The organism is Puniceibacterium sp. IMCC21224 (genome assembly GCF_001038505.1).
In the GTDB taxonomy this organism is placed as follows: Bacteria; Pseudomonadota; Alphaproteobacteria; order Rhodobacterales; family Rhodobacteraceae; genus Puniceibacterium.
The window spans coordinates 2,457,961-2,484,639 of sequence record NZ_LDPY01000001.1 but is presented as its reverse complement, the minus strand read 5'-3'; the positions used below and the strand labels follow the sequence as shown (position 1 = coordinate 2,484,639).

General features: G+C 59.7%; 25 protein-coding genes. 13 read left to right on the top strand and 12 right to left on the bottom strand.

Going from position 1 to position 26,679, the window contains the following annotated elements; all coding sequences use genetic code 11:
• Nucleotides 1-139: 139 nt before the first annotated feature.
• The 4 genes from IMCC21224_RS11445 to IMCC21224_RS11430 all read right to left on the bottom strand — a co-directional run bounded on the left by IMCC21224_RS11445 (nt 140) and on the right by IMCC21224_RS11430 (nt 4,090).
• Complete coding sequence (locus IMCC21224_RS11445; RefSeq protein ID WP_047997056.1) at nt 140-853, bottom strand: ABC transporter ATP-binding protein; 714 nt, start codon at nt 851-853, stop codon at nt 140-142.
• 72 nt (nt 854-925) lie between these two features.
• Complete coding sequence (locus IMCC21224_RS11440; RefSeq protein ID WP_047995470.1) at nt 926-1,705, bottom strand: ABC transporter ATP-binding protein; 780 nt, start codon at nt 1,703-1,705, stop codon at nt 926-928.
• A 72-nt stretch (nt 1,706-1,777) separates the two neighbouring features.
• Nucleotides 1,778-2,974 carry an ABC transporter substrate-binding protein gene (locus tag IMCC21224_RS11435; protein WP_047995469.1) on the bottom strand — a complete coding sequence of 399 codons (1,197 nt, stop codon included), beginning with the start codon at nt 2,972-2,974 and terminating at the stop codon, nt 1,778-1,780.
• Nucleotides 2,975-3,088: 114 nt separating this feature from the next.
• Nucleotides 3,089-4,090: a GlxA family transcriptional regulator gene (locus IMCC21224_RS11430; RefSeq protein ID WP_047995468.1), complete on the bottom strand. Its 1,002-nt coding sequence runs from the start codon at nt 4,088-4,090 to the stop codon at nt 3,089-3,091.
• Nucleotides 4,091-4,263: 173 nt separating this feature from the next.
• Here IMCC21224_RS11430 and IMCC21224_RS11425 point away from each other — a divergent pair, with 173 nt between their 5' ends.
• Nucleotides 4,264-5,631: a class II 3-deoxy-7-phosphoheptulonate synthase gene (locus tag IMCC21224_RS11425; RefSeq protein ID WP_047995467.1), complete on the top strand. Its 1,368-nt coding sequence runs from the start codon at nt 4,264-4,266 to the stop codon at nt 5,629-5,631.
• 18 nt (nt 5,632-5,649) lie between these two features.
• On the opposite strand, the gene ggpS is transcribed toward IMCC21224_RS11425, so the two are convergent.
• Genes ggpS through IMCC21224_RS11410 form a run of 3 tightly spaced genes read right to left on the bottom strand, consistent with a single transcriptional unit; the run spans nt 5,650 to nt 9,079 of the window.
• A complete protein-coding gene (gene ggpS / locus IMCC21224_RS11420; protein WP_047995466.1) occupies nt 5,650-7,152 on the bottom strand; it encodes a glucosylglycerol-phosphate synthase in 1,503 nt (500 codons plus the stop codon).
• 1 nt (nt 7,153) lies between these two features.
• Nucleotides 7,154-7,933 carry an HAD-IIB family hydrolase gene (locus tag IMCC21224_RS11415; protein ID WP_047995465.1) on the bottom strand — a complete coding sequence of 260 codons (780 nt, stop codon included), beginning with the start codon at nt 7,931-7,933 and terminating at the stop codon, nt 7,154-7,156.
• On the bottom strand, nt 7,934-9,079 hold the full coding sequence (locus IMCC21224_RS11410; protein WP_082135184.1) for an NAD(P)H-dependent glycerol-3-phosphate dehydrogenase: 1,146 nt from the start codon (nt 9,077-9,079) through the stop codon (nt 7,934-7,936).
• 481 nt (nt 9,080-9,560) lie between these two features.
• Between IMCC21224_RS11410 and IMCC21224_RS11405 the strand changes: the two genes are divergently transcribed.
• Entirely contained in the window at nt 9,561-10,469 is a 909-nt protein-coding gene (locus tag IMCC21224_RS11405; protein ID WP_047995464.1) for a UTP--glucose-1-phosphate uridylyltransferase, read from the top strand.
• Between the two features lie 65 nt (nt 10,470-10,534).
• Here the strand turns inward: IMCC21224_RS11405 and IMCC21224_RS11400 are convergent, their stop codons facing one another.
• Nucleotides 10,535-11,251 (bottom strand): PAS domain-containing protein, encoded by a 717-nt coding sequence (locus tag IMCC21224_RS11400; RefSeq protein ID WP_231582065.1) that lies wholly within the window; start codon nt 11,249-11,251, stop codon nt 10,535-10,537.
• A 202-nt stretch (nt 11,252-11,453) separates the two neighbouring features.
• Between IMCC21224_RS11400 and IMCC21224_RS11395 the strand changes: the two genes are divergently transcribed.
• From IMCC21224_RS11395 to phoB, 9 genes are all read left to right on the top strand, one after another.
• Nucleotides 11,454-12,344: a YicC/YloC family endoribonuclease gene (locus IMCC21224_RS11395; protein ID WP_231582064.1), complete on the top strand. Its 891-nt coding sequence runs from the start codon at nt 11,454-11,456 to the stop codon at nt 12,342-12,344.
• 3 nt (nt 12,345-12,347) lie between these two features.
• Entirely contained in the window at nt 12,348-13,001 is a 654-nt protein-coding gene (gmk, locus tag IMCC21224_RS11390) for a guanylate kinase (RefSeq protein WP_047995463.1), read from the top strand.
• Nucleotides 12,988-13,509, top strand: a complete 522-nt coding sequence (locus tag IMCC21224_RS11385) for a gamma carbonic anhydrase family protein (protein ID WP_047995462.1) — start codon at nt 12,988-12,990, stop codon at nt 13,507-13,509. The genes gmk and IMCC21224_RS11385 overlap by 14 nt, the downstream gene beginning before the upstream one ends.
• Nucleotides 13,510-13,671: 162 nt before the next feature.
• Nucleotides 13,672-14,850 (top strand): PLP-dependent aspartate aminotransferase family protein, encoded by a 1,179-nt coding sequence (locus IMCC21224_RS11380; RefSeq protein ID WP_156178356.1) that lies wholly within the window; start codon nt 13,672-13,674, stop codon nt 14,848-14,850.
• On the top strand, nt 14,847-15,878 hold the full coding sequence (locus tag IMCC21224_RS11375; RefSeq protein WP_047995461.1) for an ATP-binding protein: 1,032 nt from the start codon (nt 14,847-14,849) through the stop codon (nt 15,876-15,878). The genes IMCC21224_RS11380 and IMCC21224_RS11375 overlap by 4 nt, the downstream gene beginning before the upstream one ends.
• 133 nt (nt 15,879-16,011) lie before the next feature.
• Nucleotides 16,012-16,266 (top strand): helix-turn-helix domain-containing protein, encoded by a 255-nt coding sequence (locus IMCC21224_RS11370; RefSeq protein ID WP_053078955.1) that lies wholly within the window; start codon nt 16,012-16,014, stop codon nt 16,264-16,266.
• A 364-nt stretch (nt 16,267-16,630) separates the two neighbouring features.
• A complete protein-coding gene (gene pstB, locus IMCC21224_RS11360; RefSeq protein WP_047995459.1) occupies nt 16,631-17,428 on the top strand; it encodes a phosphate ABC transporter ATP-binding protein PstB in 798 nt (265 codons plus the stop codon).
• 4 nt (nt 17,429-17,432) lie between these two features.
• Entirely contained in the window at nt 17,433-18,179 is a 747-nt protein-coding gene (gene phoU / locus IMCC21224_RS11355; protein ID WP_197089199.1) for a phosphate signaling complex protein PhoU, read from the top strand.
• A 4-nt stretch (nt 18,180-18,183) separates the two neighbouring features.
• Nucleotides 18,184-18,873 (top strand): phosphate regulon transcriptional regulator PhoB, encoded by a 690-nt coding sequence (phoB, locus tag IMCC21224_RS11350; protein WP_047995458.1) that lies wholly within the window; start codon nt 18,184-18,186, stop codon nt 18,871-18,873.
• Between the two features lie 18 nt (nt 18,874-18,891).
• Here phoB and IMCC21224_RS11345 read toward each other — a convergent pair whose 3' ends face one another.
• Entirely contained in the window at nt 18,892-19,794 is a 903-nt protein-coding gene (locus tag IMCC21224_RS11345; RefSeq protein ID WP_047995457.1) for a LysR family transcriptional regulator, read from the bottom strand.
• Between the two features lie 95 nt (nt 19,795-19,889).
• Here IMCC21224_RS11345 and IMCC21224_RS11340 point away from each other — a divergent pair, with 95 nt between their 5' ends.
• Complete coding sequence (locus IMCC21224_RS11340) at nt 19,890-21,113, top strand: acyl-CoA dehydrogenase (RefSeq protein WP_047995456.1); 1,224 nt, start codon at nt 19,890-19,892, stop codon at nt 21,111-21,113.
• Nucleotides 21,114-21,181: 68 nt separating this feature from the next.
• On the opposite strand, the gene IMCC21224_RS11335 is transcribed toward IMCC21224_RS11340, so the two are convergent.
• Nucleotides 21,182-21,949 carry a 3-hydroxyacyl-CoA dehydrogenase gene (locus IMCC21224_RS11335; RefSeq protein WP_047995455.1) on the bottom strand — a complete coding sequence of 256 codons (768 nt, stop codon included), beginning with the start codon at nt 21,947-21,949 and terminating at the stop codon, nt 21,182-21,184.
• A 552-nt stretch (nt 21,950-22,501) separates the two neighbouring features.
• Here IMCC21224_RS11335 and IMCC21224_RS11330 point away from each other — a divergent pair.
• Entirely contained in the window at nt 22,502-25,048 is a 2,547-nt protein-coding gene (locus tag IMCC21224_RS11330; protein ID WP_047995454.1) for a calcium-binding protein, read from the top strand.
• Between the two features lie 85 nt (nt 25,049-25,133).
• Here the strand turns inward: IMCC21224_RS11330 and bmt are convergent, their stop codons facing one another.
• Both bmt and IMCC21224_RS11320 read right to left on the bottom strand, forming a co-directional pair.
• Nucleotides 25,134-26,147, bottom strand: coding sequence for a betaine--homocysteine S-methyltransferase (gene bmt, locus IMCC21224_RS11325; RefSeq protein WP_047995453.1), 1,014 nt, complete (start codon nt 26,145-26,147; stop codon nt 25,134-25,136).
• A 185-nt stretch (nt 26,148-26,332) separates the two neighbouring features.
• The gene (locus tag IMCC21224_RS11320) at nt 26,333-26,647 is read right to left on the bottom strand and encodes a DUF1476 domain-containing protein (protein WP_047995452.1); all 315 of its coding nucleotides are present in this window, start codon (nt 26,645-26,647) and stop codon (nt 26,333-26,335) included.
• Between the last annotated feature and the right edge of the window lie 32 nt (nt 26,648-26,679).

Here is a 26,679-nt window from a genome sequence, read left to right as displayed (position 1 = left end):
TTACAGACTTCCAAAGCCACCCCCGGTTCTTCTCTTTCTAAATACGCAAATCCTGTCAGCGCCACTGGCACTGCACGCTTCGGGATGCGCCGATCGCACAACTCTGTCGGCAGGGGCGGCGATAAGGCGAACGAAATTTTCATCCGCCAAGGAAACTCCGCCGAACATCCGGGTTGGCCAGCAAATCCTTGCCCGTCCCGGTAAAGGCATTGGCACCTTGCACCAGAACATAGCCCTTGTCGGCGATTTCCAGCGCCTGGCGCGCGTTCTGTTCAACCATCAGGATCGAGATTCCAGTGCGCGCCACCTCGATGATCCGGTCGAAAAGTTCATCCATCACAATGGGTGACACGCCGGCTGTCGGCTCGTCCAGCATCAGCACCCGTGGCTGCGTCATCAATGCCCGACCCACCGCCACCTGCTGGCGCTGGCCGCCGGACAATTCGCCCGCAGCCTGCCGCCGCTTGTCGCGCAGGATCGGGAACAGGTCGTAGACCTGCGCCATGGTCTGGCGGAAATCGTCGCGCCGGATAAAGGCACCCATCTCAAGGTTCTCTTCGACCGTCATCGAGGTAAAGATGTTCTGGGTCTGCGGTACAAACCCCATGCCCTTGGCCACGCGGTCCTGTGGGCTGAGGGCTGTGATATCGTCACCGTCCAGCCGCACATGCCCGGCCCGCAGGTCCAGCATCCCAAAAACCGCCTTCATCGCGGTGGATTTGCCGGCGCCGTTGGGCCCAACGATTACGGCAATTTCACCGCGTTCCACAGCAATGGTGCAGCCGTGCAGGATGTCCGCGCCCCGACCATAGCCGCCGATCATGGCCTCTCCGATCAGATACGGTTCACCCACGGGGGGGGATCCCTGTCGCTGGATCTCGGAAACCTCCCGCGGTGCGGCGACAATATAGGTATGCAAAACAGATCATTGCACAGCGTCCTTGTTCTTGAGTCCTGTGCCGAGATAGGCTTCGATCACCGCCTCGTTGGCTTTGATCTCAGAAATGGACCCTTCAGCCAGAACCTTGCCCTCGGCCATGACGATGACCGGATCGCAGAGCCGCCCGATAAAATCCATGTCATGTTCAATCATGCAAAAGGTATATCCCCGTTCCACATTCAACCGCTGAATCGCGTCGCCTATCGTGTTCAGCAGGGTTCGGTTGACTCCGGCACCCACCTCGTCAAGAAACACGATCTTGGCATCCACCATCATCGTCCGCCCCAGTTCGAGCAGCTTTTTCTGTCCGCCGGACAGGTTCCCCGCCTTTTCATCCCTGAGGTGGGAAATTGTCAGGAAATCAAGGACTTCATCCGCCTTCTTCAACAGAACAGCTTCTTCTTCTGCGATCCTGCTGCGATGCAACCAGGCGTTCCACAATGTCTCGCCCGATTGTCCGCCGGGCACCATCATCAGGTTCTCGCGGCAGGACATCGACGAAAATTCGTGGGCGATTTGAAAGGTGCGCAGCAACCCTTTGTGAAACAACACATGCGGCGGCAATCCGGTGATCTCTTCACCGTCCATCCAGACTTTGCCCGAGGTTGGCGGCAGCACACCTGCAATCACGTTGAACAACGTCGTCTTGCCGGCGCCGTTTGGCCCCACAAGCCCAGTGATCGAACCTTTGGCAATCTCAAGACTGGCGCCGTCCACAGCCCGAAATCCGCCGAAATGCCGGTGCAGGTTTTCAACCCGGATCAAAGGTTTGCCCCCGTTATTTGATGTTTCTACGCAGCCCGGTATGTCCGGACTGCGTTCCCGTTCAATCGGTGACTATTTGAAATCGACCGTCTCGTAGGTGCCACCAGTGATGGTGTAGTGACGATAGCTGCCTGCCGCTTCGCCGGGCCCGATCAGTTCCACGTTGGTGGCGCCGACGTAATCGACGTCACCGCCATTTGCGAGGATTTCCAGCGCCTTACCCAACTCTCCGGGCAGGATCTGCTCACCCGGAGCGTTGGCAACATCCAACAGGTTCGTGGCAATCGCCTCAGAGGTTGCCTCTCCTCCGGCCATCATCGCCAGCGCGATCAACGCCGCAGCGTCATAGCTTTCGCGCGTGAACGAAGATTCTCCATTGATTCCAGCGGCATCAGTGATAGCCTTGAACGCATCTGCGCCGGCACCTTCGCTCCACGGAACGGCACCGAACGACCCTTCCATGTCAGCACCCAGGGCCTCGACAAGTGCGTCGCCATACATGCCGTCGCCCATCATGAAGGTGTCGAATGCGCCGGTGTCGAGCGCCGCCTGGATCACGCCCTTGCCGCCGGAGTCCGAATAGCCCAGCACAACCAACAGATCGCCACCGGCCGAGGCCAGCGCGCCGATCTCAGCCGAATAGTCGGCCTTGTTATCCTCGTGCGGGGCATTCAGCGTTACGGTGCCGCCATTTGCCTCGAACGCCGAGATGAAGCTGTCTGACAGGCCTTTGCCGTAGTCGTTGTTGGTGTAAGTCACCGCGACGCTGTCGATCTCCTTGTCCTTGAGGATGTCGGCGAGAACCACACCTTGACGTGCATCAGAGGGCGAGGTGCGGAAAAACAGGCCGTTGTCTTCGGCGGTCGACAGGCCGGGCGAGGTGGCGGACGGCGATACCATCGGAATACCGTTGGCCAGCGCGACGTTCGACAGGATCGCACCTGTCACGCCCGAGCAATCCGCGCCCATGATCGCCACGACCCCGTCAGTGGTGACGAGACGTTCGGCGGCAGCCGTTGCAGCGGCAGAATCGACGCAGGTGGAATCGGCGCGCACCGGCACCAGTGTCATGCCGTCCAGGAATTTGCCGCTGTCGTTGATCTCGGACATCGCCAGTTCGGCGCTATCGGCCATCATCGGCGTCAGCGATTCAATCGGGCCGGTAAAGCCCAGAATCACGCCGATCTTCACTTCGGTTGAATGGGCGGCGGCAAAGGCCGCGCCAGCGGTCATTATGCTGGCCGCAGAGGCCATAAGCATCTTTTTCATGGTAAATCTCCCTGTTGGACGATCCTGTCCGGAGCGCAGCGTAAGCGCGGCTTTGACAAAAGAAAAGTCCCTTGAAATGCACCGCATCCCCAACCTGCGACCTCTGACGCAAGGTCAGACAGACAACCGCGTGGCGTGGGATCCTCGTTCGCGATACGGCGTCGTCTCGTAATGCGCACGGTAACATTTCGAGAAATGTGACGGCGAGGCAAAGCCACAGGCCAATGCGACGTTGATCACGCTCATATCCGTCTGCATCAACAGGTTACGGGCCTTTTGCAACCTCAGCTCCATATAGTACCGCTTGGGCGAACGGTTCAGATAGCGGCGGAACAACCGTTCAAGCTGGCGCGTGGACATGCCCACGTCGGTCGCCAGAATAGCGGGGCTTATCGGCTCTTCGATGTGCGATTCCATCATCTGGATCACCTGGCTCAGCTTGGGGTGACGCACGCCGATGCGGGTTGGCACCGACAGTCGCTGCGTGTCCTGATCGGTGCGGATCGACGAATAGATCAGCTGATCCGCGACGGCATTTGCCAGATCCTCGCCATGGTCATCCGCAATGACCTTGAGCATCAGGTCGATAGACGACGTTCCGCCAGCCGTGCTCATCCGGTTGCCGTCAACGACAAAGACCGATTTGGTCAGCCGGACCTCTTCGAACTCTTCGGCAAAGCTATCCTGATTTTCCCAGTGGATCGTCGCCTTTTTGCCGTCCAGCAAACCGGCACGCGCCAGAGTATAGCTCGCCGTGCAAAGCCCCGCGACCTTAAGCCCGCGCCGCGCCTCGCGCCGCAGCCAGTTGAGCATCTTCTTGGTGGTGGCGGTTTGCACGTCGATGCCGCCGCAAACCATGATGGTGTCGTCGCGCAGCAGTTCTCCCAGATCGCAGTCAAGTTTGAATTCCGTCCCGGCAGAGCAACTGACTGTGTCGCCACCTTCGCCAGTGACAACCCAGGTGTATAGCGTCTGGTTCGCCATCCGGTTTGCGATGCGAAGCGCGTCCACCGCAGCGGCAAAGCACAACAGGGTAAAGCGCGGCAACAGCACAAACACAAACCGCCGCGGTTTGCCCTCGGCGTCAACCTCGATATACTGGCGCTGGATCTTCATGCCCGCTAACCTTTCCTGAACGCTCCCCCTGCGGCAGTGTTCCTGCCCCAGATGGGCAGAACCATCGGGAAGCGTCAAGAGATGTCGCTTATTTCGCATATGGTCAGGGGGCGCGGTGTTTTGTATAGAGCCGTCTGTGACCATAAAAAGAATGTTCTGACCGGAGACACCAGATGACCGAATGGCAAAAGACGACGTGGCGCAACAAGCCTCGGGTGCAGATGCCTGAGTATACGGATACGGCTGCCCTGAACGCGGTCGAGGCACAGTTGGCCAAATATCCGCCGCTGGTGTTCGCAGGCGAGGCACGCAAGCTGAAAAAATCGCTGGGCGCTGCGTCGCGCGGCGAGGCGTTTCTGTTGCAGGGCGGCGATTGCGCCGAGAGCTTTGAACAATTCAGCGCCAATGGCATCCGCGACACATTCAAGGTGATGTTGCAGATGGCGATGGTCCTGACTTTTGGTGCCAAGGTACCTGTGGTCAAGGTGGGTCGCATGGCGGGTCAGTTTGCCAAACCACGGTCGGCGCCGACCGAAACCGTCGATGGCGTGGAACTGCCCAGCTACCGTGGTGACATCATCAACGATCTGCCGTTCACTGCGGATGCGCGGATTCCCAATCCGCAAAAAATGTTGCAGGCCTACACCCAGGCGGCGGCGACGCTGAACCTGCTGCGCGCGTTCTCAACGGGGGGGTATGCGGACGTTCATCAGGTTCACGCCTGGACGCTTGGCTTTACCGAGGGTGAGAAAGCCGCGAAATACCGCGATATGGCGAACCGGATCTCGGACACGCTGGATTTCATGAAGGCGGCGGGCATCGACAGTGACAGCAATCATGCGCTGCAGACCGTCGATTTCTATACTTCCCATGAATCCCTGTTGCTGGAATACGAAGAAGCGCTATGCCGCCTGGATTCGACATCTGGCAAATGGCTGGCCGGCTCGGGTCACATGATCTGGATCGGTGACCGCACGCGGCAGCCCGACGGCGCGCATGTGGAATTCGCTCGCGGTGTGTTGAACCCGATCGGCCTGAAATGCGGCCCGACCACCACGGCTGACGACCTCAAGGTTCTGATGAGCAAGCTGAACCCAGAGAATGAGGCCGGTCGCCTGACGCTGATCGCACGGTTTGGCGCGGGCAAAGTGGGTGAAAACCTGCCGCGTCTTGTCAAAGCTGTGCGCGAAGAGGGTGCCAACGTGACTTGGGTCTGCGATCCGATGCACGGCAACACGATCAAAAGCTCGTCCGGCTACAAGACCCGTCCGTTTGATCTGGTCCTGCGCGAAGTGCGCGACTTTTTCGCCGTTCACAACGCCGAGGGTACGATCCCCGGCGGTGTGCATTTCGAGATGACCGGCGACGACGTGACCGAATGCACCGGCGGTGTCCGCGCTGTCACAGACGAGGATCTGAGTGACCGCTACCACACCGCCTGCGACCCGCGCCTGAACGCGTCGCAAGCGCTGGAACTGGCGTTCCTTGTGGCAGAAGAGCTGACCGCGCGGCGAGAACAGGCCGCAGTGGCCAACGGTTAAAGCCGCAGGGCCCGCGCGCTATGCGGCGCGCGGGTCATCCTTGCCGAAATCCTTGGGTGACAGCAGCGCAAGCTGATCGCGCGCCCAGGCTTGGGTGTTGTATTTCTTGACCACCCGCCGCAGTTCCTGCATCCGCTGACGCCGCTCGTCCTCGGGCAGGTCCAGCGCCAGATCCACGGCATGATCCATGGATTTATTGGAATAGGGGTTGGTCAGGATCGCCGCTGACAACTCCATTGCCGCACCTGCGAATTCCGACAGGATCAGAACACCGTCGCCATCGGTCCGAGACGCAGCAAATTCTTTGGCCACGAGGTTCATGCCGTCGGCCAGCGGCGTAATCCAGCACACATCCGCGGCACGATAATAGGCCACCAACCGTTCGAACGGGATGGCTCGTGAAATCAGTACCACAGGTTGCGAGGTGAAGGTGCCGAAACGGCCGTTGATACGTCCGGCGATCTCCTCAATCTCAGACTGGATTGATTCGTAGACCGTCATGCTGCGGTTCGCACTGACCGACACGTGCAGCAACCGCACCTGACCAATCATATCAGGGCGTCGCTCCAGAAGGCGCTCGAACGCCAGCAACTGCGCTGCACCGCCTTTGGTGTAATCGGTGCGCCCGACCGACAGGATCAGCTTGGCGTCACCCAGTTCCTGTTTGATTTCCTTGGCACTCGTGGCGGTTTCTTCGCGTGCGGAAACCGAATCGATGTAATCTGTATCCACCCCGACTGGCGTTGTGCCCAACTGGACAATGCGTCCGTCCACGCGAATTTCCTTGGGCACGGTTCGATCGCTGAGTGCGGAGCCTTCCGAGATGAAATCGGGGTCAACCGCGACGCGGGGCACTTCGCCGACGTCATATTGCGACCGGACAACCGACACAAAGTTTGCTGCATAACGCGGGATGTGGAAGCCGACCACATCGCAGGCCAGCAGCGAATCGATGATCTCTCCGCGCCAGGGCAGGACATTGAACATATCCGCCGCTGGAAACGGCGTGTGGTGAAAGAACGAAATTCGCACATCCGGACGCAACTGCCGCAGATAACCGGGCACAAGCCATAGATTGTAGTCATGTACCCAGACGGCGGCACCCTCTGCGGCCTCGGCGGCGGCAGCCTGCGCAAAGGCCCAGTTCACCTCGCGAAAGGTCGGCCAGTCCACGGGATCGTAGTTATACTTTTCCTTGAACCCGTGCAGGATCGGCCAGAATGCCTCTTTCGACGTGACATGATAAAAACTTGTCACCTGCGCTTCGGTCAGGGGCAGGCGGGACACCGTATATTTACCAAAACTGTCCTCGATATGGACAACTTTTTCGAATCCGGGATTAGCTTCATCCTCGGCCAGCTTCCACGCCACCCATGCGGCGTTATCCACTTTGCCGAAAAAGCTCTTTAACGTTGGCACGATGCCGTTTGGGCTTTTGTTTTCTTTAAAGACTGTCTTGCCGTTTTCCACAACCTCTTCATAGGGTTGGCGGTGATAGACGATCACGAGATCGCTTGGCATATCAGTCTCCTTCGGGTGTCGTATGCATTTTGTTGGCGGCCACGGCCTCAAGAATGCCGGCGGCACCGATAGCTTTGGCTTTGTGGACCTGTGGCAAGGAGTTAACGCGCGAGAGCAGATCCGGTTCCGAACCGCCAACGGCGACAGCCTTTAGCCCGCACTCCAGCATCGACAAATCGTTGAGTGTGTCACCCGCCGCCAGAACCGTATCCGGTGCAATTTTCAGATGACTAACCAGTCGACGCAGCGATGGTCCCTTACTGACACCACGCGGCAGCACGTCGAAAAACCGGTTGTCCGAGATCAGCGGATCATAGCCCATGTCACGGATCATTGCGGTGGTGGTGTCCTGAAATGCCCCGGGATCAAGGTCATAGCTTACCCGGTAGCGGAATTCGGTCGGTTGCAACGTCAGGCCCGGCACGTTTTCCAGCGCCTCGCGCACGCGATTGCCGGAATTGCCCCAAGTCATGGCGATTTCTCGTTCAAGCGTTTCGATTGGCACAATCTTTCGGTCTTGGACTCGTGCAATGGTTGTTCCGACGTCGCCGATGACAAACTCGGGCCATGGGACGCCGCTGTCGCACAGCTCACCGATAAATGCCGGATCGCGCCCGGTCACAAAGATCAGACCGATGGTCGCGCGATTGGCTTCGATCCAGGAATAGAGGCGGGTGCGGTCGGCATCGGTGCCGCCCAGAAAGGTGCCATCAAGATCGGTCGCCAGGACAAATTTTCGGGCGTCGATCGGGGTGGTGTGGTCTTGGTCCAGAAGGGTCATTCAACTCACTTGTGTTGTTGTTGTGGGGTGGAACAGCTCCATTGTGAGCGTCCTCGGTTCGGATTCGATGGGCCGGGCCCAGAGGTCCGAAAAGGTGGTGACAAGGTCGGCACCTTCGTGCAGCACGGTATGGACCGCCTCACAAATCGGCATTTGCACGCCGATGCGCCGCGCCAGATCGACGACCGATACGGCGTTGACCTCACCCTCGACCACCACGGGGCGACCGTCAAAGCATTCTTCGCGCGCCACACCTTTGCCAAGCTGCACGCCGAGCGACATATTGCGCGAGGTCATACTGGAACAGGTCAGTGTCAGGTCGCCCGCGCCCGACAGACCGGTGACGGTTTCCCGTCTGCCGCCAAGGGCTTCGGCGAGGAACTTCATTTCATCGGTGCCGCGTGTGATCAGCGCGGCGCGGGTGTTTTCAGCAAATCCCGCGCCGGTCATCATCCCGCAGGCGATGGCGATCACGTTCTTGACCGCGCCGCCGATTTCGACCCCTACCGGATCGTCCGAGATGTAAGGACGAAATGCAGCCGACGACATCGAAACCGCCAGCCGCGCCGCCGGGCTTTGTGCCGGATCGAGGCGATTCTTGTAAGTAAAGGGAAAGGCGATGGTCGCTGCCGTCGGATGGCCAAGTGCGGTTTCCAGCGCAAATGTCGGCCCGGAGAGCGCGCCAACGGGATGCCCCGGCAATTCTTCAGAGACCACCTCGGACAGCAATAGGCCGGTACCGCGCTCAATCCCTTTGCAGCACAACGCGATGGGAATGCCGGTGGGCAGATGCGGCCTGATTGCGGCGCAGACATCACGCAAGGTCGGTGACGGCGTCACGATCAGCACGGCCTCGGTCCCGCTCAGTGCCTCGGTCAGATCGCTGGTTGCCAGGATCGCCTCATCCAACGCGACTTGCGGAAGGTAGTCCGGGTTTATCCTCGTACCGGTGATCGCCTCGGACAGGGCTGCGCGGCGACCCCAAAGCCGCACATCGCGACCGGCGCGGGCCGCCACCATCGCAAGTGCGGTTCCCCAACTGCCCATACCCAGAACGGTAATGACACCATAGGGCACGGCATGCAGTTGCTTTTCAAAAGTCGATGCGGCGACGGGATCGGGACTGTCTATGTTCTGTCCATCCATACTGTTTGATGCGCATGCGATCACGGGGGATCGGGGCGCGAATTCCTTTTGATTTTCAGTTGTTGTCTTAAGGCTAGGGTTGCGCGGTCATCTGTCCACCCTAGCCGTGGTTTTCTGTCTGCCGCTGCGCAGCATAAACCTTATTTGCACAATATATAGGCTAAATTGTACTTGATTCGCATAAAACTAGGCAGGTTTTCGCGGTCGTTAGGCGAATTAACCCTGCAAATCGGAATGAATCGGCCGTTATTTGCTGCAAATCTGTGCATTGCGTCTGCAAGAGCGGAAACCGGCTGATCTTGTGTGAACAAGGTTAATTACATGAATATTAATGATTATCTCAGCTTTTCGCACCTTATCGTGCCCGTAGGGAAATCTGTTCGGCAAACACCGATTTTGACTTTTCGCATACGCGCCATAGGGTTATACCATCGCTGCGCTGCAGCAGAGTATTTAAGCCGACCTAAGGAGAGCTGAAAAGATGGATTTTACAGTCACGAAACCGAAAGCCCCCGTGCGTACCGCGATTTTTCCGGTCGCTGGTCTGGGGACGCGTTTTCTGCCTGCCACCAAAGCCACACCCAAAGAACTTTTGCCGGTGCTTGACCGCCCGCTGATCCAGTTCGCGATCGACGAAGCGCGGGATGCCGGGATCGAACGGATGATTTTTGTCAGCCACCCGTCTAAATCCGCCATCGAACGCTATGTCCTTGAGGACAAGGATCTGACCGAAACGCTGTGCGCCAAGGGCAAGCATGGCCTGGCGCGGCGCCTGACTGACGCGGCGCTGAATCCGGATAGCCACGAAGTTCAGTTTGTCATGCAGCATCAACCGCTTGGATTAGGGCATGCTGTGCTTTGTGCTGCCGAGCATGCATTGCCGGGTCCGGTTGCGGTGATTTTGCCCGATGACCTTATTCTGGGAGAGCCGGGCTGCCTGTCAGAAATGATCGCGGCCTATACGCAGGGTGGCGCCGGCCATATGGTCGCCACGATGCAGGTCGCACCCGAAGCGGTCAAAAATTACGGTGTGTTGTCGGTAACTGGTCGCGATGGCAATGTGCTCTGGGCCGATGGTATGGTCGAAAAGCCCGAGCCCGCCGATGCACCGTCGCGGCAGGCCGTTGTTGGACGCTATGTGCTTGACGGGTCGATCTTTGACGATTTGCGGGGGCTGCCAGCCGGGACCGGCGGGGAAATTCAGTTGACCGACGCGATCTCCAAGGGCACGCCACGTGTCGGGCTGAGCGGCTTCCGCTTTAGCGGCACACGCTTTGATTGCGGGTCAAAAGAAGGGATGCTGCGCGCGATTCTGGCCTATGCTGGTCAGCGCACCGAGTTCAACGATGTGTTGGCCAGCCGCGAAACCGGATTGCTGGCGGCAGAATAACCCACCGCCCGTTGGGATTTTTGTCCGAAAAAACTCTGCCTGACTCGATGGTCAGGCAGAGTTTTTCAGTCATCGTTAGAAGCTACGATCCTGAGATACGGATGCTTTCCGGGTGCCGTCGCGGCGGGTCGGAAAGGCTGGCTGTCCTCGGCCAGATATTGGGTGCGAGGTGCGGTGTTTCGCTGCGGAAGACTACGCACCGAAGGGGGCGTTTTGTCTGGGCGCCCCACAATGTCGCAGGCGCGTCTCAGAGTCAGGCTGGTGATCTCGAACCGCCGGGGTGCGCGGCCGATCCGCCCGGAAGTGACCAGACATCCCAACGCGCGGGTGACATCCCCCATATCCGACCGCAAGGGCATCAGGATCAGCGCCCCCTCCAGATCGGGTTTGCCAAAGCCGGGCTCTGCCCGCAGGTTGATACGGACCACCGCCGGATCGGCAAAAAGCTGCGTCACGGCGTCACCCAGTTCGGCGCGGGCAGGATGCGTGAACAGCGCGCTTAGCGGCATGCCGGCCACTTCCATCCCCATCAGGTCGCTCAGATGCGAACCGGCCACCCGCATCTTCGCCAGTGACGGCGCGATCCGTTCGGCAAGAAAGGCGTTTTCCAGCGCACCTTCGATGCCGCGCGGATCAATCTGACTGCGCAGCGGCACCGCGTCGGGCCCACATAACGCCTGCCAATAGCTTTCGACCTGACGCAGGGGCGCCAGACGCCGTTCGTTTGCAGGATTCATCATCGACACAACATTTCGGTCGTTTCTTCCAGTTCCAAACATCATAGTCGCTCCGTGACCCGAGGTGTCCGGCACAGTAACGATACGTTACTTTACGGTGCCTTCATAAAGGTTTCTGAAATCTTAATATGTCAGAATTGATCCAATTTCGCCCCAAATTGGTCGCAGTGGTTAACACATTCGCAACCATCTGCCTTGCGTTGCGCAGGCGGTTTGCTTAGTCCGGATCGCAAAAAAGGAAGTGCTGATGCGCCAGTCGATGACAGGATTTGCCGCAGGTCAGGGGGCCCGTGATGGCCTGCGCTGGACCTGGGATCTGCGCAGTGTGAATGGGAAAGGGCTGGATCTGCGGATTCGCGTGCCGGACTGGATTGACGGGCTTGAAGCAGGCCTGCGCAGCGCCATCACACCACGTCTCAGCCGGGGCAATGTCACGATTTCGCTGCGATTGCAGGGCAGCGAGGATGAGGGCGCGTTGCGGCTGTGCGAACCGCAATTGGAACATGTGCTTGACGCTATGACCCGGATCGAAGCCGACGCTATGGCTGCCGGTCTGTCGCTGGCCCCCTCGACAGCCGCTCAGATTGTCGGCTTGCGCGGCATCCTTGAACAATCGCGCACAGAGACCGATACGGCGGCGCTGAGGGCGCAGTTGCTGGCTGAATTCCCGATCATCCTTGATGGATTTATTGCCATGCGCGCCGCCGAAGGGACCGCCGTGCAGGCGGTGCTGATGCAGCAGCTTGACGAGATTGCGGCACTGACCGAACAAGCCGTCAACCTGATCCCCGGGCGCCAGGCCGAACAGGCGGACAAGCTGCGCGCGGCGCTGGCACGGGTCCTCGACAATAGCGACGGTGCCGATCCGCAGCGGGTCGCACAGGAGTTGGCGTTGATCGCGGTCAAGGCCGACGTGACCGAGGAAATCGACCGGCTGCGGGCCCATGTGGCCGCAGGGCGCGACCTGCTGGCCACCGATGGCCCAATGGGGCGCAAACTGGATTTTCTATCGCAAGAATTCAACCGTGAGGCCAACACGCTGTGTTCCAAGGCGCAATCGGTTTCGCTGACGGCGGTGGGTTTGCAGCTCAAGACTGTGATCGACCAAATGCGTGAACAGGTACAGAATGTGGAATAGAACATGACAGACCGGCGTGGCCTATTAATTATCCTGTCGTCGCCTTCGGGCGCGGGGAAATCGACACTTGCCCGGCGGATGCGCGCTTGGGATGACAGCATCGTCTTTTCCGTCTCGGCGACCACCCGCGCGCCGCGCCATGGCGAGGTGGAGGGCGAGGATTACCATTTTCTTAGCGATTCAACGTTCAAAAAGCAGGTGTCACAAGGCGGAATGCTGGAGCACGCGCATGTCTTTGGCAATTTCTATGGCTCTCCCAAAGGGCCGGTGTGGGACGCAATTTCCGAAGGCAAGGATGTGCTTTTTGACATCGACTGGCAGGGGGCGCAGCAGATCACCAATTCTGATCTTGGCCTGCACACGCTGTCGATCTTTCTGCTGCCGCCATCAATTGCAGCACTGCGCAGCAGGCTGGAATCGCGCGGTCAGGACACCCCGGACACCATCGCGAAACGGATGCAGAAAAGTTGGGACGAGATCAGCCATTGGGGTGGTTACGATTTTGTGCTGGTAAACGACGATCTTGACGCCACCGAAGCGCGGCTGATCAGCATTATCAAAGCCGCCCGGTTGCGGCGCAGCCAGCAACCCAGCCTTACCGCGCATGTGCGCAAGTTACAGGACGAATTTGAGGACGGAAACCATGACGCTCTATAACCTCGACGGACACGCACCGCAGATCCATGCGGATACCTGGATTGCCCCTGATGCCAATGTGATCGGTAAGGTGGTGCTCGAAGAGGGGGCGTCGATCTGGTTCGGTTGCACCCTTCGCGGTGACAACGAGGTGATCTATGTGGGTGTCGGCAGCAACGTGCAAGAGAATGTCGTTTGTCACACTGACATGGGGCATCCTTTGACAATCGGTGCAGGCTGTACCATCGGTCACAAGGCGATGCTGCATGGCTGCACAATCGGGGACAATTCGCTGATCGGGATGGGCGCGACGGTGCTGAACGGAGCCCGTATCGGCCGCAATTGCCTGATTGGGGCCGGTGCGCTGATCACCGAAGGCAAAGAGATCCCTGACGGATCGCTGGTTATGGGGGCACCCGGCAAGGTGGTGCGCCAGCTCGATGATGCGGCCATCGAGGGGCTGCGGCGCAGCGCGCTGGGGTATCAGGCCAATATGCGGCGCTTTCGGGCGGGGCTGACCGCGGTGTGAGGACTGCCCGCCCACCTGACTGCCGTTGAAACGGCAAAGCGACAACCAACCATTCGCGGAACCATCCGGGTTCATCGCGGCGCCCATGGCAGTGCCTCTTGCCGGGTGCGGGCACTTGTGCAAGGTCTTCGCCAAAGCGTATCACGAGAGAGTCATAACATGATGAAACCCACCCTGATGCGGCCGGTTGGATTGCCTGCCAGCAGCTCGACCCCGGTCGTGACCCCGTTGATGCCGTCTGTGGTCTATGCCAGCGACACGCCCGATGGGCTGGATGCGCAATACGAGGGACGTGTCGCCGGCTATACCTACGCGCGCGAAGGGCATCCCAATGCCGATGTTCTGGCACGGCGCATTGACGCGCTTGAGGGATGTGAGGGCGGCATTGTCACCGGGTCGGGCATGGCGGCGGTCTCTGCCGCGCTGCTGGGTCTGTGCAAGGCTGGCGATCATGTGGTTGGCGGCGATCAACTTTATGGTCGCTCGCTGCGAATGATGAAAGACGATCTGCCGCGTTTGGGCATCGCCACCAGCCTGGCGGACCCCACCGATGTTGCGGCCTTTGCGGCGGCATTCCGCCCCGAGACCCGTTTGGCGCTGATCGAGGTCGTGTCGAACCCGACGCTGCGCATTGCTGATCTGGATGGCATCGCGGCGCTGTGTCGCGAACGTGGGGTGCTGCTGGTGGTGGACAACACCTTTACCACGCCGACCGCGATCCGTCCCTTTGAGCGCGGCGCCGATGTGGTGCTGCATTCGGTGACCAAATTGTTGTCGGGGCATTCCGATGTGATGCTGGGCTGGATCGCCGCGCAGGACGAGCGGCTGAGCAAGCAGCTTTATGACTTCGTCGTGACCACCGGCATGACGCCCAGCCCCTTTGATTGCTGGCTGGCAGAACGTGGCCTGATGTCATTTGATCTGCGGTTCGAACGGGCGCAGGCGACGGCGCGGACGCTGGGTGATTTTCTGGCCGGGCAGGCGGGTGTTACGCGTGTCTTGTACCCAACTCGCGACGATCACCCCGATCGCGCCCGGGCGCAATCGGTGCTGCGCGGCATGGGGGGCAATATGCTGAGCTTTGAGCTTGAGGGCGGGCGGGCAGCAGCCAATGCCTTTACCGTTGCGGCGTCCGGCGTCGCCTTTGCCCCGACACTGGGGGATGTGGGCACCACGCTGTCGCATCCTGCGTCCAGTTCGCATCGCGCCCTGACACCTGAGGCCCGCGCCGCAATCGGTATTTCCGAGGGCTTTTTTCGCGTCTCGGTCGGGCTCGAGGCGCCGGATGCGCTGATCGCGACCATCAAGGACGGATTGCGGGCGGCGCGAGCAGCGAAATGACCGGGCTTGCCATGGGGTTTCTGGCAGCGATGCCGCTGCCCGCGCTGCTGATCCGGCGCGACGAACGGATCGAGGCTGCCAACCCGGATGCGCTGTCCCTGCTGGGCGCCGCCATTGTGGGGCGGCATTTTATCACCGCGCTGCGTCAGCCGTCGTTGCTGGACGCGATCGAGGCGACGTTGCGCGACGCCCAGCCGCGCCAGACCCGGTATCTGACCAATGACGGGCGGCAGGACACCACCTTTCGGGTGTCTGTGCGGACCGTGGAGCTGGATCAGGGACCCGGCGCGCTGGTGGTGTTCGAGGATGTCACCCATGTCGAGCAGGCCGGCCAGATGCGTCGCGATTTTGTCGCCAATGTCAGCCACGAACTGCGCACGCCGCTGACGGCGCTGATGGGCTTTATCGAGACGCTGAAAGGCCCGGCGCGCAATGACGCCGCCGCCCGCGACAGGTTCCTTGACACGATGGGCAGCGAAGCCGGCCGCATGAACCGTCTGGTGGGCGATTTGCTGTCGCTGAGCCGCGTTGAGGCCGAAGAGCGGGTGCGACCAACAGAAAAGCTGGATCTGGGCGGGTTGGTGCGCTCGGCTGCGAATGGATTGGCGTTTCTGGCGACCGAGGCAGGGGTCGAGATCCAGACTGACCTGCCGCCGCCGTTCGAGATGACCGGGGACCCTGACCAGTTGCGTCAGGTGCTGACCAATCTGCTGGAGAATGCGATCAAATATTCTGGCTCTGGCTCAACTGTGATGGTCCGCGTCAGCGCGCCGGGGTTCGAGCCGCGATTGCGCGGACAAGGGGTGCGGATCGAGCTGCGCGATACCGGGCAGGGCATCGATCCGATTCATCTACCGCGCCTGACCGAACGGTTCTACCGGGTCGATTCCCACCGCAGTCGCGAGATGGGTGGCACCGGCCTGGGCCTGGCCATCGTCAAACATATCGTCAACCGCCACCGGGGGCGGTTGCGGATCGAAAGCGAACTGGGCAAGGGCACAACATTCCACATCGTGCTGCCGGTCTGACGGGATCAGGCTTTACGGGGCATACCCCTGACTTGGTGACCAATTGCGTGGCGCGGGACAATCAGTGGCGCACCGGCATTGGCGCGCCTTGGCCGTGGTCACGGGACGAGCACAGCGGTGTCGGCCGGTGCGGATGCTGATCTCGCTTCAGGGCGGCACATTTCGGTTTAGCGCGTGGCGGCGCAAGTTCGGCGGGGTCAGTCAACGAATGCAGGCGCAATCCTTGCAATGGCTCGAAGAAGATGGACTGGTCCGGTGCGTCACCTATGAGGTCGTGCCGCCGCATGTGGAATGCAGCCTGACCCCACTGCGAGCCGAGGCACCCGAACGGGTGCGCTCACTGGGCGACTGGATCGAGCCGAGCACACCGACGTTTTCGCAGGTATAGCCAAGCCGCAAGTCGCCGTAATCTTTATGCAAAGACCCATGTCATGCAACCGTTACAATAACGTCACAAAACTATAGCGCGAGGAGCTTAGGTCACGCACATGATTGTCGTGACATATCGAAAATAAGGCGCCTCATATGACATCCGCAACACGGACCGCCACGGTTCCAGTAACGGTTGCCGTTTCGGCAACGGCAACTGGCGCTGATGACACTGTGCAGGCCGCCAGATCCTGGGCGCGGCCCAAGTGATCGTGCGCGGGCTGGTTTCATCATTCTGTTGATATTTCTTCTGACAATGCTCATCACCGCGCCCCTTTTTGCGTCGCCGACAGACGCGTCGCTGGTAAGTAAGGACTAAACTCATGTATGACGCCCCAAATTCGGAGACATTCGTGGACCAGAAGACAATCAAGATCGCCGCGCAGGGCGTACAAGTTTACTACGGCGACACCCATGCCATCAAAGATGTCAGCGTTGAAATCGAAGATAAGACCGTGACCGCCTTTATCGGCCCATCGGGCTGCGGTAAATCGACGTTTCTGCGCTGTCTTAACCGGATGAATGACACCATCGACATCTGCCGTGTCGAAGGGGATATCCGCATTGACGGTGACGATATCTATGACAAGCGGGTCGATCCGGTGCAGCTGCGCGCCAAGGTTGGCATGGTGTTTCAGAAACCGAATCCGTTCCCCAAGTCGATCTATGACAACGTCGCGTATGGTCCGCGTATTCACGGCATTGCCAACAACAAAACTGATCTGGATGAAATCGTCGAGCGTTCGTTGAAACGCGGTGCGATCTGGAACGAGGTCAAGGATCGGCTGCATGCCCCCGGCACCGGCCTTTCGGGTGGTCAGCAGCAGCGTCTGTGCATTGCCCGCGCCGTCGCAACAGAACCCGAGGTGCTGCTGATGGATGAACCGTGTTCGGCTCTCGATCCCATCGCCACGGCCCAGGTCGAAGAGCTGATCGACGATCTGCGCAGCCAGTATTCGGTGGTCATCGTGACTCACTCGATGCAGCAGGCTGCGCGTGTCAGCCAGAAAACCGCGTTTTTCCACCTGGGGAACCTAGTTGAGTTTGGTGAGACCGGGCAGATTTTCACCAACCCCCAAGACAGTCGCACCGAAAGCTATATCACCGGACGGATCGGATAAACCAATGGCCAAGCAGGACATGGAGCAACATATCGCCTCGGCGTTTGACCGGGACCTTGAAGGGATCCAGGCCCGGATCATGAAGATGGGGGGCCTTGTCGAAGCCGCCATCAACGGCGCCGCAAAGTCGCTGGAAACCCGCGACGAGGAACTGGCCGAAAAGATCCGGCTGGGTGATGAGGCAATAGACGACCTCGAAGAGACGCTGAACGAAGAGGCCGCGCGTGTGATCGCAATTCGCGCGCCTACGGCCTTTGACCTGCGGGTCATTCTTTCGGTTCTGCGGATCTCGGCCAATCTGGAGCGGATCGGTGATCTGTCCAAGAATATGGCCAAAAGGACCGGGGTATTGGTGCAACTCCAGCAAATTCCAGGATCGCCAGCCGCGCTGCGCCGCATGGCCCGCGAGGTCGAGCTGATGCTCAAGGATGCGCTGGACGCTTATATTCAGCGTGACGCCGATCTGGCGCGTGATGTGATCGAACGGGATCGCGACGTTGACCAGATGTACAATACGCTGTTTCGCGAATTCCTGACCTTCATGCTTGAGGATCCGCGCAACATCACGGCCTGTATGCATCTGCATTTCATCGCCAAGAACATCGAACGCATGGGCGACCATGTCACGTCGATCTCGGAACAGGTGGTGTTTCTGGTTACCGGCTCCAAACCCGAAGAACCGCGCCAGAAAGGCGACATGACATCGACCGACCCGCGTTACAGTGTCGGTGCAGACAGCGTTGAGGACTAGATAAATGGCGGCAGATCAACCGACCGTGCTGGTGGTCGAGGATGAGGCAGCGCAGCGCGCCGTCCTTAGCTACAACCTTGAGGCCGAAGGATTTCGCGTGGCCAGCGCAGAGAATGGCGAAGAAGCCTTGATTCTGGTCGATGAAGAGAACCCGGATATCATCGTTCTGGACTGGATGTTGCCGAACGTGTCCGGGATCGAGGTCTGTCGCCAGCTCAAATCTCGGTCCGAGACCCGCAATGTGCCGGTCATCATGCTGTCGGCGCGTTCGGAAGAAGTCGACCGAGTGCGCGGATTGGAAACCGGGGCCGATGACTATGTCGTCAAACCTTATTCGGTGGTCGAACTGATGGCCCGCGTGCGCGCGCAGCTGCGCCGCATCCGGCCTGCGGCGGCGGGGCTGCGGCTGGAATTCGACGATATCATGCTGGACGCCGAAACCCATCGTGTGACCCGCAATGGCGAGGCGCTAAAGCTGGGGCCGACTGAATTCCGGCTGTTGTCGACGTTCATGGAAAAACCGGGCCGGGTCTGGAGCCGCGAACAGCTGCTGGACCGGGTTTGGGGGCGCGATATTTACGTCGATACGCGCACGGTCGACGTCCATATCGGCCGACTGCGCAAAGCATTGTGCCAGTTTGGCGGCGGTGATCCACTGCGCACGGTACGTGGTGCCGGGTACGCACTGGGCTAGGTGTTTCGGTCGGCCCTGTCAGCGCGGCAGGGCGTCCTCTTCTTCGGTCTGAAGTGCGAGCCAGTCGCGAAATTTATCCAGTGCCGGATTGGCGGGGCAGTCTGTCGGCCAGACCAGATGGTAGGCGCCAAGACTGTGCAGCGGGGCGTTTGTCGCAGGCACCAGCGCGCCCGATGCACATTCGCTTGCTACCAGATAGTCAGGCATCAACGCCACGCCCAGCCCATGCAGTGCCCCTTGGATAATGGTTGTGAACTGGTCGAACGTCGTGCCGGGCAGGTGACCGGGGTCGTGACCCTGTGCCACAAACCACTGGCGCCAGGCTACGGGCCGGGTCTGGATATGCAGCAGCGGCAGGCGTGCCAGATCGGCAACCTCGGCCCTGCCATTTGGCAACAGAGCTGGCGCGCATACTGGCAACACCTTTTCCCGCATCAGCAAAAGCCGGTCGGTTCCCGGCCAGTTTTCACCAAAATGTATCGCAGCATCAAACGGTTCAGAGCCAAAGTTGAAAGGGCGCAACCGCGTCGTGAGGTTGATAGTTACCTCGGGAAAGCGCCGGGCAAAATCCGGCAATCGTGGCACCAGCCAACGCATTCCGAAACTGGGTAGAATGGCGAGGCTAAGATCGCCACCACGCGGTGCCAGACGCAGGGCCAGCGACGCATTTGCAATGCTGCTTAGCGCCGCGCGCAGTGTCGCGGCATAGTCGCGCGCCTCGGGGGTCAGCCGCAGCTTGCGCTTTTCCCGGATCAAGAGCGCGGTGCCCAGATGATCTTCGAGCGTTTGCAACTGCCGACTGACCGCGCTTTGGCTAAGGTTCAATTCATCTGCGACCGCGATGGCACTGCCCAACCGGTCAAGCGCCTCAAGCGCGCGCAGAGATGAAAGCGGTGGCAAAAGGCGGCGGGCGAGCGACATACTTGCGATTTTCTCATCAACACTTGCGCTATTGTGGTTTCTACTTGCGTCAAGCGCAAGTTAAGAAGGGCGCAAATCCAGCCTAGGAGAGTGCGATGACCGATACAAAACCCAGCCTCAAACCCAAGGACGCCCCGGATCTGGGCAGCTTTGACTGGCAGGATCCGTTCCGGCTGAACGATCAGCTGGAAGAGGATGAGCGCATGATCGCTGAGTCCGCGCGGTCCTATGCGCAGGAAAAACTCGCCCCTCGCATCTTGGATGCTTACAACGAAGAGCGGGTCGAGCCCGAGATTTTCCGCGAAATGGGCGAAATGGGCCTGTTGGGCATAACCGTGCCGGAACAATACGGTGGCCTTGGGTCATCCTACGTTGCCTATGGTCTGGTTGCGCGCGAGATCGAGCGCGTGGATTCCGGCTATCGCTCGATGATGTCGGTCCAGTCGAGTCTGGTGATGTATCCGATCTACGCCTACGGTTCCGAAGAACAGCGGATGAAATATCTGCCAAAGCTGGCCTCGGGTGAGTATATCGGCTGTTTCGGCCTGACCGAACCGGACGCAGGATCTGATCCCGCAGGGATGAAAACGCGGGTAGAAAAGATCGAGGGCGGCTATCGGATCACGGGATCCAAGATGTGGATTTCCAACAGCCCCATCGCCGATGTCTTTGTTATCTGGGCAAAATCCGAAGCGCATGACGGCAAGATCCGTGGCTTTGTCCTTGAAAAAGGTATGAAAGGTCTGAGCGCACCGAAAATTGGCAACAAACTGTCGTTGCGCGCGTCGGTCACCGGTGAAATCGTAATGGACGGCGTCGAGGTCGGAGAAGATGCACTTTTGCCGCATGTTCAAGGGCTTAAAGGGCCTTTTGGATGTCTGAACCGTGCCCGCTATGGCATTTCCTGGGGCGTCATGGGCGCGGCAGAGTTCTGCTGGCACGCGGCGCGTGGATACGGACTCGATCGCAAGCAGTTCGGCCGGCCGCTTGCACAAACGCAATTGTTCCAAAAGAAGCTTGCCGACATGCAAACGGAAATTGGACTGGGATTGCAGGCTTCGCTGCGCGTCGGTCGTCTTCTTGACGAGGCGCAGGGCGCCCCCGAGATGATCAGCCTGATCAAGCGCAACAACTGCGGCAAGGCGCTCGATATCGCGCGGATGGCGCGGGACATGCACGGCGGCAACGGCATTTCAGGGGAATTTCAGGTGATCCGTCATATGGTTAACCTTGAAACCGTGAACACATATGAGGGAACTCATGACGTTCACGCGCTGATCCTAGGGCGTGCGCAGACCGGATTACAGGCGTTTTTCTAAGCCTGAAAGGCCGCTGCGCTGCGGGTTCAGCATCTCGTTTGACGGGCCGCCGTTCCGGCCCGTCATATTCAGCGAGGCGCCATTCTGATCGCACCATCAAGGCGAATAACTTCGCCATTCAACATGCTGTTTTCAATGATATGTTGCACCATGGCGGCATATTCCGACGGCTGTCCCAGCCGCGACGGAAACGGTACCTGTTTGCCCAGGCTGTCCTGCATCTCTTGCGGCAATCCGTCGAGAAGTGGCGTGTGGAACAACCCCGGAGCAATCGTGCAGACACGAATGCCATGACTGGCAAGATCACGGGCCATTGGTAGCGTCATGGCCACAATCCCGCCCTTGGACGCCGCATAGGCCACCTGACCAACCTGGCCGTCATAGGCAGCAACAGAGGCGGTGTTCACAATCACACCGCGCGCACCATCCGCATCTAAACTTGTATTTTTTGACATTAAAACAGTTGCCTGAGAGGCGCAGTTGAAGCTACCCATCAGATTGACCTGTACCACCTTTGAAAAGATCGAAGGATCATGTGCCGCACCTCGCGACAGCGTCTTGGCTGCTGGACCGATGCCGGCACAATTGACCAGCACATGTAAGGCACCCAGGTTTTCCTCAACCTGTGTCAGGGCGGTGCTGACGCTCTTTGGGTCCGACACATCGACATTGTGGAAGTGGCCACCGACACGCGTCGCCAGAGCGGTTCCGACATCCGCATTCAAGTCAAAGATCACCACTTGCGCGCCGCAGTCCGACAGCGCCTCGACTACAGCCGCCCCCAGTCCAGATGCGCCACCTGTCACAATGGCAACGGTTTGAGGCGTGATTTTCATGGTGTTTCCTTTCGGGCCACCGGCACGCCGGGTCGCGGGTTGATGGCGGATCGTTCAATGCACATGGCTGATGCTGGCGTGGTTCTGTTTGACAATAGTGCATGGTCGGTCGTCGGTCTATTGCGACCAAACTCTCGCCCGCACGGGGCCGCCGATGAAAGAGGACGCGTCGCATGGATCTGGTTGCTGCAGTGACTGCACTGCAGGCAGCATCGCGATTCATCTAGGGTTTGTCGGGTACAGCGGCAGACACCGCACTTTTGTCGAGAATATTGTGCAATGTAATGACGTGGCGCGTCCTCGGCCAGGCGACAGGCAAGGTACGGAGTGGTCCAGAACTGACGAATTTTTATCTGCCGAACCCGCCACGCAGCCAGATTTTTGCTGTTCGATTGCCGCATTCTTGAAAAGATTCACTTAATTAAACAAACGAAAACAATAAGTTAATTTAAATCCGCCATTCTCTCGACATTATTTCCAAAGATGTCTGAAACTACTCGCAGGTCAGTCGCGTGGCTTCCCTCGTACAACACTTAATGACAGGGAGCGATCATGGCCCATCTGGCTGACAATTACACCTCATTCGAGACATTTCTGAACAGCGCTGAATCCTTTTACGCTGTGGATTTTGGCGCACTCAACAATTCCGGCGTGTCCGGGACCGCGATTATCGCAATCGGCGGCGTCGAGGATGACGGCGCGCAATATATCAACGTGTCGGTGACCGTCGAAGGGATGGAGCCGAACCAACCCGTACCGCAGCACATTCACGGCCTGTTCGATGCGGCAGGCGCGCCTTCAAATTCGCAGACCCCGACCATTGCAGATGATGCGGACGGCGACGGCTTTGTCGAAGTTCTTGAAGGTTTGCCAAAATATGGCGACATCGTTCTGACGCTGACCGACGATGGCGAGGTTCCGACCACGAATGCCGACGGCAGCTTTACTTACGTCCAGGCATTCGACCTGAATGACGATGCCAACTTCTTTAGCCCGGTGTCTGGTGCCGACTATAACAGCGCTGATCTGATGCCACTCGACCTGCGCGAAGTTGTGCTGCACGGCGTTAACGTCGCTGCAGGTGAAGGCGCTGGCACCGGCGGAGAAGTTGATGGCACGCAGAACGGCTTTGTGCCGATCCTGCCGGCCGCGGCGGGCGAGATCGTCCAAACCACTCAAGAAGATGCGCTGGATCGGCTGGACGCACAGCGCGCCATTGGCGGCACCTCGGTCACACTCGGTGACGGCGGCGAGATGGCCATGGGCACCGAGGGTGATGATGTCATCGTCGGCGGCGCAGGCGATGATGCGATTTCCGGCCTTGGCGGCAAGGATATGCTGACCGGCAACGGTGGCTCGGATGCGATTGACGGTGGCATTGGCGACGATGTGATTGAGGCCGGCACCGACGACAACGCGATGAACGGTGCCGACGCTGGTGCATCGGGTGCTCTGCCGCTGTCGGAATACGACAACGGGTATGCTGGCGGTGCCGGTGACGACCTGATCAACGGCGGTGCTGGGGATGACATCATCACCGGTGACGACGAAAGCCGGGTGTCGACTACGACAGGCGGTACGTTCGATGCCACGGCAGATGGGTCGGACACGATCTTTGGTGGTGCTGGCAATGACGAGATCCACACTGGGTCCTGGGCCGACGGCGACGACGGTTTTGGCAATACGCAGACCGGCATGATGTCGGACGAAGCGCATGGCGAGGACGGCGATGACATTCTGCGCGGTGCTGGCGGTGACGATCTGCTGACCGGTGATGCGGGCAACGACAATGTTGGCGGTGGCGGCGGTGCCGATACCATCACCGGCGGATCGGGCGACGATGTGCTGGCGGGTGATGCCGGGTCCGACGCGGTTGACGGCGGTACTGGCAATGACACGATCAATGCGGGCGCGGCGGACGACAACGCGGTGAACGGTGCCGACGCTGGTGCATCGGGTGCTCTGCCGCTGTCGGAATACGACAACGGGTATGCTGGCGGTGCCGGTGACGACCTGATCAACGGCGGTGCTGGGGATGACATCATCACCGGTGACGACGACAGCCGGGTGTCGACTGCCACAGGCGGCACGTTCGATGCCATGGCAGACGGATCGGACACGATCTATGGCGGTGCCGGCAATGACGAGATCCACACTGGGTCGTGGTCGGACGGTGACGACGGGTTGCCCAACGCCCAGACTGGCAGTGCTGGTGATGTGGCCTACGGTGGCGATGGCAACGACATTCTGCGCGGTGCAGGTGGCGACGATCGTCTTGCAGGCGATGCCGGCAATGACAACATTGGCGGTGGTGCTGGCAACGATAGCATCCTTGGCAATGACGGCGACGATCTGCTAGCCGGTGATGCAGGTGACGACATCGTAGCATCGGGGAACGGCAACGATACGGCCTTTGGCGGAGACGGTGACGATTCCATGGGCGGCGGCGCTGGCAATGACGTTCTGTCCGGCGATGCCGGCGATGACGTGATCGGTGCGGGCCTTGGCGATGACATCGTGTCCGGCGGCACCGGTAACGACTATATCGCGGCCGGTGACGGCAACGATCTGCTGTCGGGTGAAATCGGATCGGACACCATGGGCGGTTCCTCGGGTGATGATACGCTTGGCGGTGGCTCCGGTGCGGATGATCTTGGCGGTGGCTTTGGCGCAGACGTGATCTATGGCGGACTTGGCGCCGACCTGATCGGCGGCGGCACGGGCATGGACATGGTCTTTGGCGGTGCAGGCGCGGACTTCATCGCCGGCGGCGCAGGGAAGGACATGCTGGATGGCGGTCTGGGGGCTGATACGCTGAATGGCGGATCGGGTGACGACACCATGACCGGCGGCACCGGGGCGGATACCTTTGTATTCAACACCCTGGCGTCCGGGCAGACCGACACAATCACCGACTTTGACACCGCAGAGGACACATTGTTGCTGCGCGGCGTTGAGGGTGGTTTTGACGCCCTGACAATCAGCGATGCCTCCATGGGTGACATGATGGCGACCGAAGTGTCCTATCAGGGCCATACCATCGTGTTGCAGGATGTTGATGTCAGCACGATCAGCGACTCGGACTTCCTGTTCGGTTGATCCAGGGTCGATCTGGCGATACGATAACAAAAGGCCGGGCGGTAAAACGCCCGGCCTTTCTGTGTTCGAAAACTGCGCCTTTTGTTTAGCGGCGACGGCGGGTCGAGCGGCGGCGGGATGCGGTGTCGTCATCGCCGGTACCGTCGCCCTCGGATGAAAAAGCACCAAGCGCCGCAGTGATCCGGTCCAGCGTCGGACGTTCGCCGCGCGGACGGGTTTCCAGCGCCTCGCGCATGGCGCGCAGATGCTCGGGCATGGTGCCGCAGCAGCCGCCGATGATTGTCGCGCCGCAGTCGCGCGCCAGAACAGCGTAATCCGCCATCAGTTCAGGTGTGCCATCGTAATGGATATGGCCGTCCTGAAACTTGGGGATTCCGGCGTTGCCTTTGGCGATGATTGGCGTCTCGGTGCCCTGCGCCACAAAGCCAAGCACGGTGCGCAACAGATCTGACGACCCGGTGCCGCAATTCGCGCCAAAAGCGAGCGGTTTGTTTGGCAGGTTATCGGCCAGTTGCACCATATCGCTGGACGTGACGCCCATCATCGTGCGCCCCGCGGTGTCAAAACTCATCGTGCCGCACCAGGGCATCCCGGCGAGGGCAAAGCCTTCGGCCGCGGCGCGATATTCCTCGGGGGCCGAGATGGTTTCGAGCCACAGAACATCCGCACCACCGAGTTTGAGTCCCTCTGCGGTTTCGTGAAACATCGCCACGGCGTCCGCGTGGCTAAGCGTGCCGACGGGCAGCATGATGTCGCCGGTCGGACCGACCGAACCCGCGACCACCACAGGATGATCGGCCTTATCAGCGATTTCGCGCGCCAGTTCGGCGCTGATGCGCGACAATTCGTGCGCGCGGTCCTGCGCGTTGTGCAGTTTCAGCCGCGAGGCATTGCCGCCAAAGGAGTTGGTCAGGATAATGTCGCTGCCGGCATCAACCGCACCGCGGTAAAGGGTGCGAATCTTGTCCGGCTCGTCGACGTTCCAGAATTCGGGCGGTTCGCCGGAACTGAGCCCCATGTTGAACAGATTGGTTCCGGTTGCGCCATCGGCCATCAGCCAGTCGCGGGTCTCCAAAAGTTTGCTCAGCGCGTTGGTCATCGGGTCTGCCCCTCATGTGGGTTTTAGGATTGGCTCCGTCTCCCACAGTTCGGGGGGTGACGCAAATCCATAACGCGTGACAGTCGCTGTGGCAGCGGGGCAGGGTGCCAGCGGGGCAGGGGCGTAAATGCAAAACGCGCACCCTGTGTAGGGCGCGCGTTGAAATCTCAATTTTTAGCTATGCCTCAGGCCTCGTCGAGCAACTGGCTCTTGGCGACAGCGCCGAATTCGGCCAGTTTGGCGCGGATCTCGGCATCGGTGGCTTTGTCACCCAGATCACCTGTCAGCTTGCGCACGACATCTTCGTGGCCGGCTTCTTCGAAATCGGCTTTGACCACTTCCTTGGCATACGTATCGGCGGCTTCGCCGGTCTTGCCCAGAAGATCAGCCGCCCAGAGGCCCAGAAGTTTGTTGCGGCGCGCCTCGGCGCGGAATTGCATGTCGGCGTCATGGGCGAACTTGTTCTCGAAGGCGTTTTCACGATCTTTAAAGCTGGTCATGGCACGGTTCCTTTGGGGTCAACACTGTTGCT

Excerpts from the sequence above, each read along its gene's own strand:
- IMCC21224_RS11435 (WP_047995469.1), bottom strand. The coding sequence starts at position 2,974 with ATGAAAAAGATGCTTATGGCCTCTGCGGCCAGCATAATGACCGCTGGC.
- IMCC21224_RS11430 (WP_047995468.1), bottom strand. The coding sequence starts at position 4,090 with ATGAAGATCCAGCGCCAGTATATCGAGGTTGACGCCGAGGGCAAACCG.
- IMCC21224_RS11425 (WP_047995467.1), top strand. The coding sequence starts at position 4,264 with ATGACCGAATGGCAAAAGACGACGTGGCGCAACAAGCCTCGGGTGCAG.
- ggpS (WP_047995466.1), bottom strand. The coding sequence starts at position 7,152 with ATGCCAAGCGATCTCGTGATCGTCTATCACCGCCAACCCTATGAAGAG.
- IMCC21224_RS11415 (WP_047995465.1), bottom strand. The coding sequence starts at position 7,933 with ATGACCCTTCTGGACCAAGACCACACCACCCCGATCGACGCCCGAAAA.
- IMCC21224_RS11410 (WP_082135184.1), bottom strand. The coding sequence starts at position 9,079 with ATGGATGGACAGAACATAGACAGTCCCGATCCCGTCGCCGCATCGACT.
- IMCC21224_RS11405 (WP_047995464.1), top strand. The coding sequence starts at position 9,561 with ATGGATTTTACAGTCACGAAACCGAAAGCCCCCGTGCGTACCGCGATT.
- IMCC21224_RS11400 (WP_231582065.1), bottom strand. The coding sequence starts at position 11,251 with ATGATGTTTGGAACTGGAAGAAACGACCGAAATGTTGTGTCGATGATG.
- IMCC21224_RS11395 (WP_231582064.1), top strand. The coding sequence starts at position 11,454 with ATGCGCCAGTCGATGACAGGATTTGCCGCAGGTCAGGGGGCCCGTGAT.
- gmk (WP_047995463.1), top strand. The coding sequence starts at position 12,348 with ATGACAGACCGGCGTGGCCTATTAATTATCCTGTCGTCGCCTTCGGGC.
- IMCC21224_RS11385 (WP_047995462.1), top strand. The coding sequence starts at position 12,988 with ATGACGCTCTATAACCTCGACGGACACGCACCGCAGATCCATGCGGAT.
- IMCC21224_RS11380 (WP_156178356.1), top strand. The coding sequence starts at position 13,672 with ATGAAACCCACCCTGATGCGGCCGGTTGGATTGCCTGCCAGCAGCTCG.
- IMCC21224_RS11375 (WP_047995461.1), top strand. The coding sequence starts at position 14,847 with ATGACCGGGCTTGCCATGGGGTTTCTGGCAGCGATGCCGCTGCCCGCG.
- IMCC21224_RS11370 (WP_053078955.1), top strand. The coding sequence starts at position 16,012 with ATGCTGATCTCGCTTCAGGGCGGCACATTTCGGTTTAGCGCGTGGCGG.
- pstB (WP_047995459.1), top strand. The coding sequence starts at position 16,631 with ATGTATGACGCCCCAAATTCGGAGACATTCGTGGACCAGAAGACAATC.
- phoU (WP_197089199.1), top strand. The coding sequence starts at position 17,433 with ATGGCCAAGCAGGACATGGAGCAACATATCGCCTCGGCGTTTGACCGG.
- phoB (WP_047995458.1), top strand. The coding sequence starts at position 18,184 with ATGGCGGCAGATCAACCGACCGTGCTGGTGGTCGAGGATGAGGCAGCG.
- IMCC21224_RS11345 (WP_047995457.1), bottom strand. The coding sequence starts at position 19,794 with ATGTCGCTCGCCCGCCGCCTTTTGCCACCGCTTTCATCTCTGCGCGCG.
- IMCC21224_RS11340 (WP_047995456.1), top strand. The coding sequence starts at position 19,890 with ATGACCGATACAAAACCCAGCCTCAAACCCAAGGACGCCCCGGATCTG.
- IMCC21224_RS11335 (WP_047995455.1), bottom strand. The coding sequence starts at position 21,949 with ATGAAAATCACGCCTCAAACCGTTGCCATTGTGACAGGTGGCGCATCT.
- IMCC21224_RS11330 (WP_047995454.1), top strand. The coding sequence starts at position 22,502 with ATGGCCCATCTGGCTGACAATTACACCTCATTCGAGACATTTCTGAAC.
- bmt (WP_047995453.1), bottom strand. The coding sequence starts at position 26,147 with ATGACCAACGCGCTGAGCAAACTTTTGGAGACCCGCGACTGGCTGATG.
- IMCC21224_RS11320 (WP_047995452.1), bottom strand. The coding sequence starts at position 26,647 with ATGACCAGCTTTAAAGATCGTGAAAACGCCTTCGAGAACAAGTTCGCC.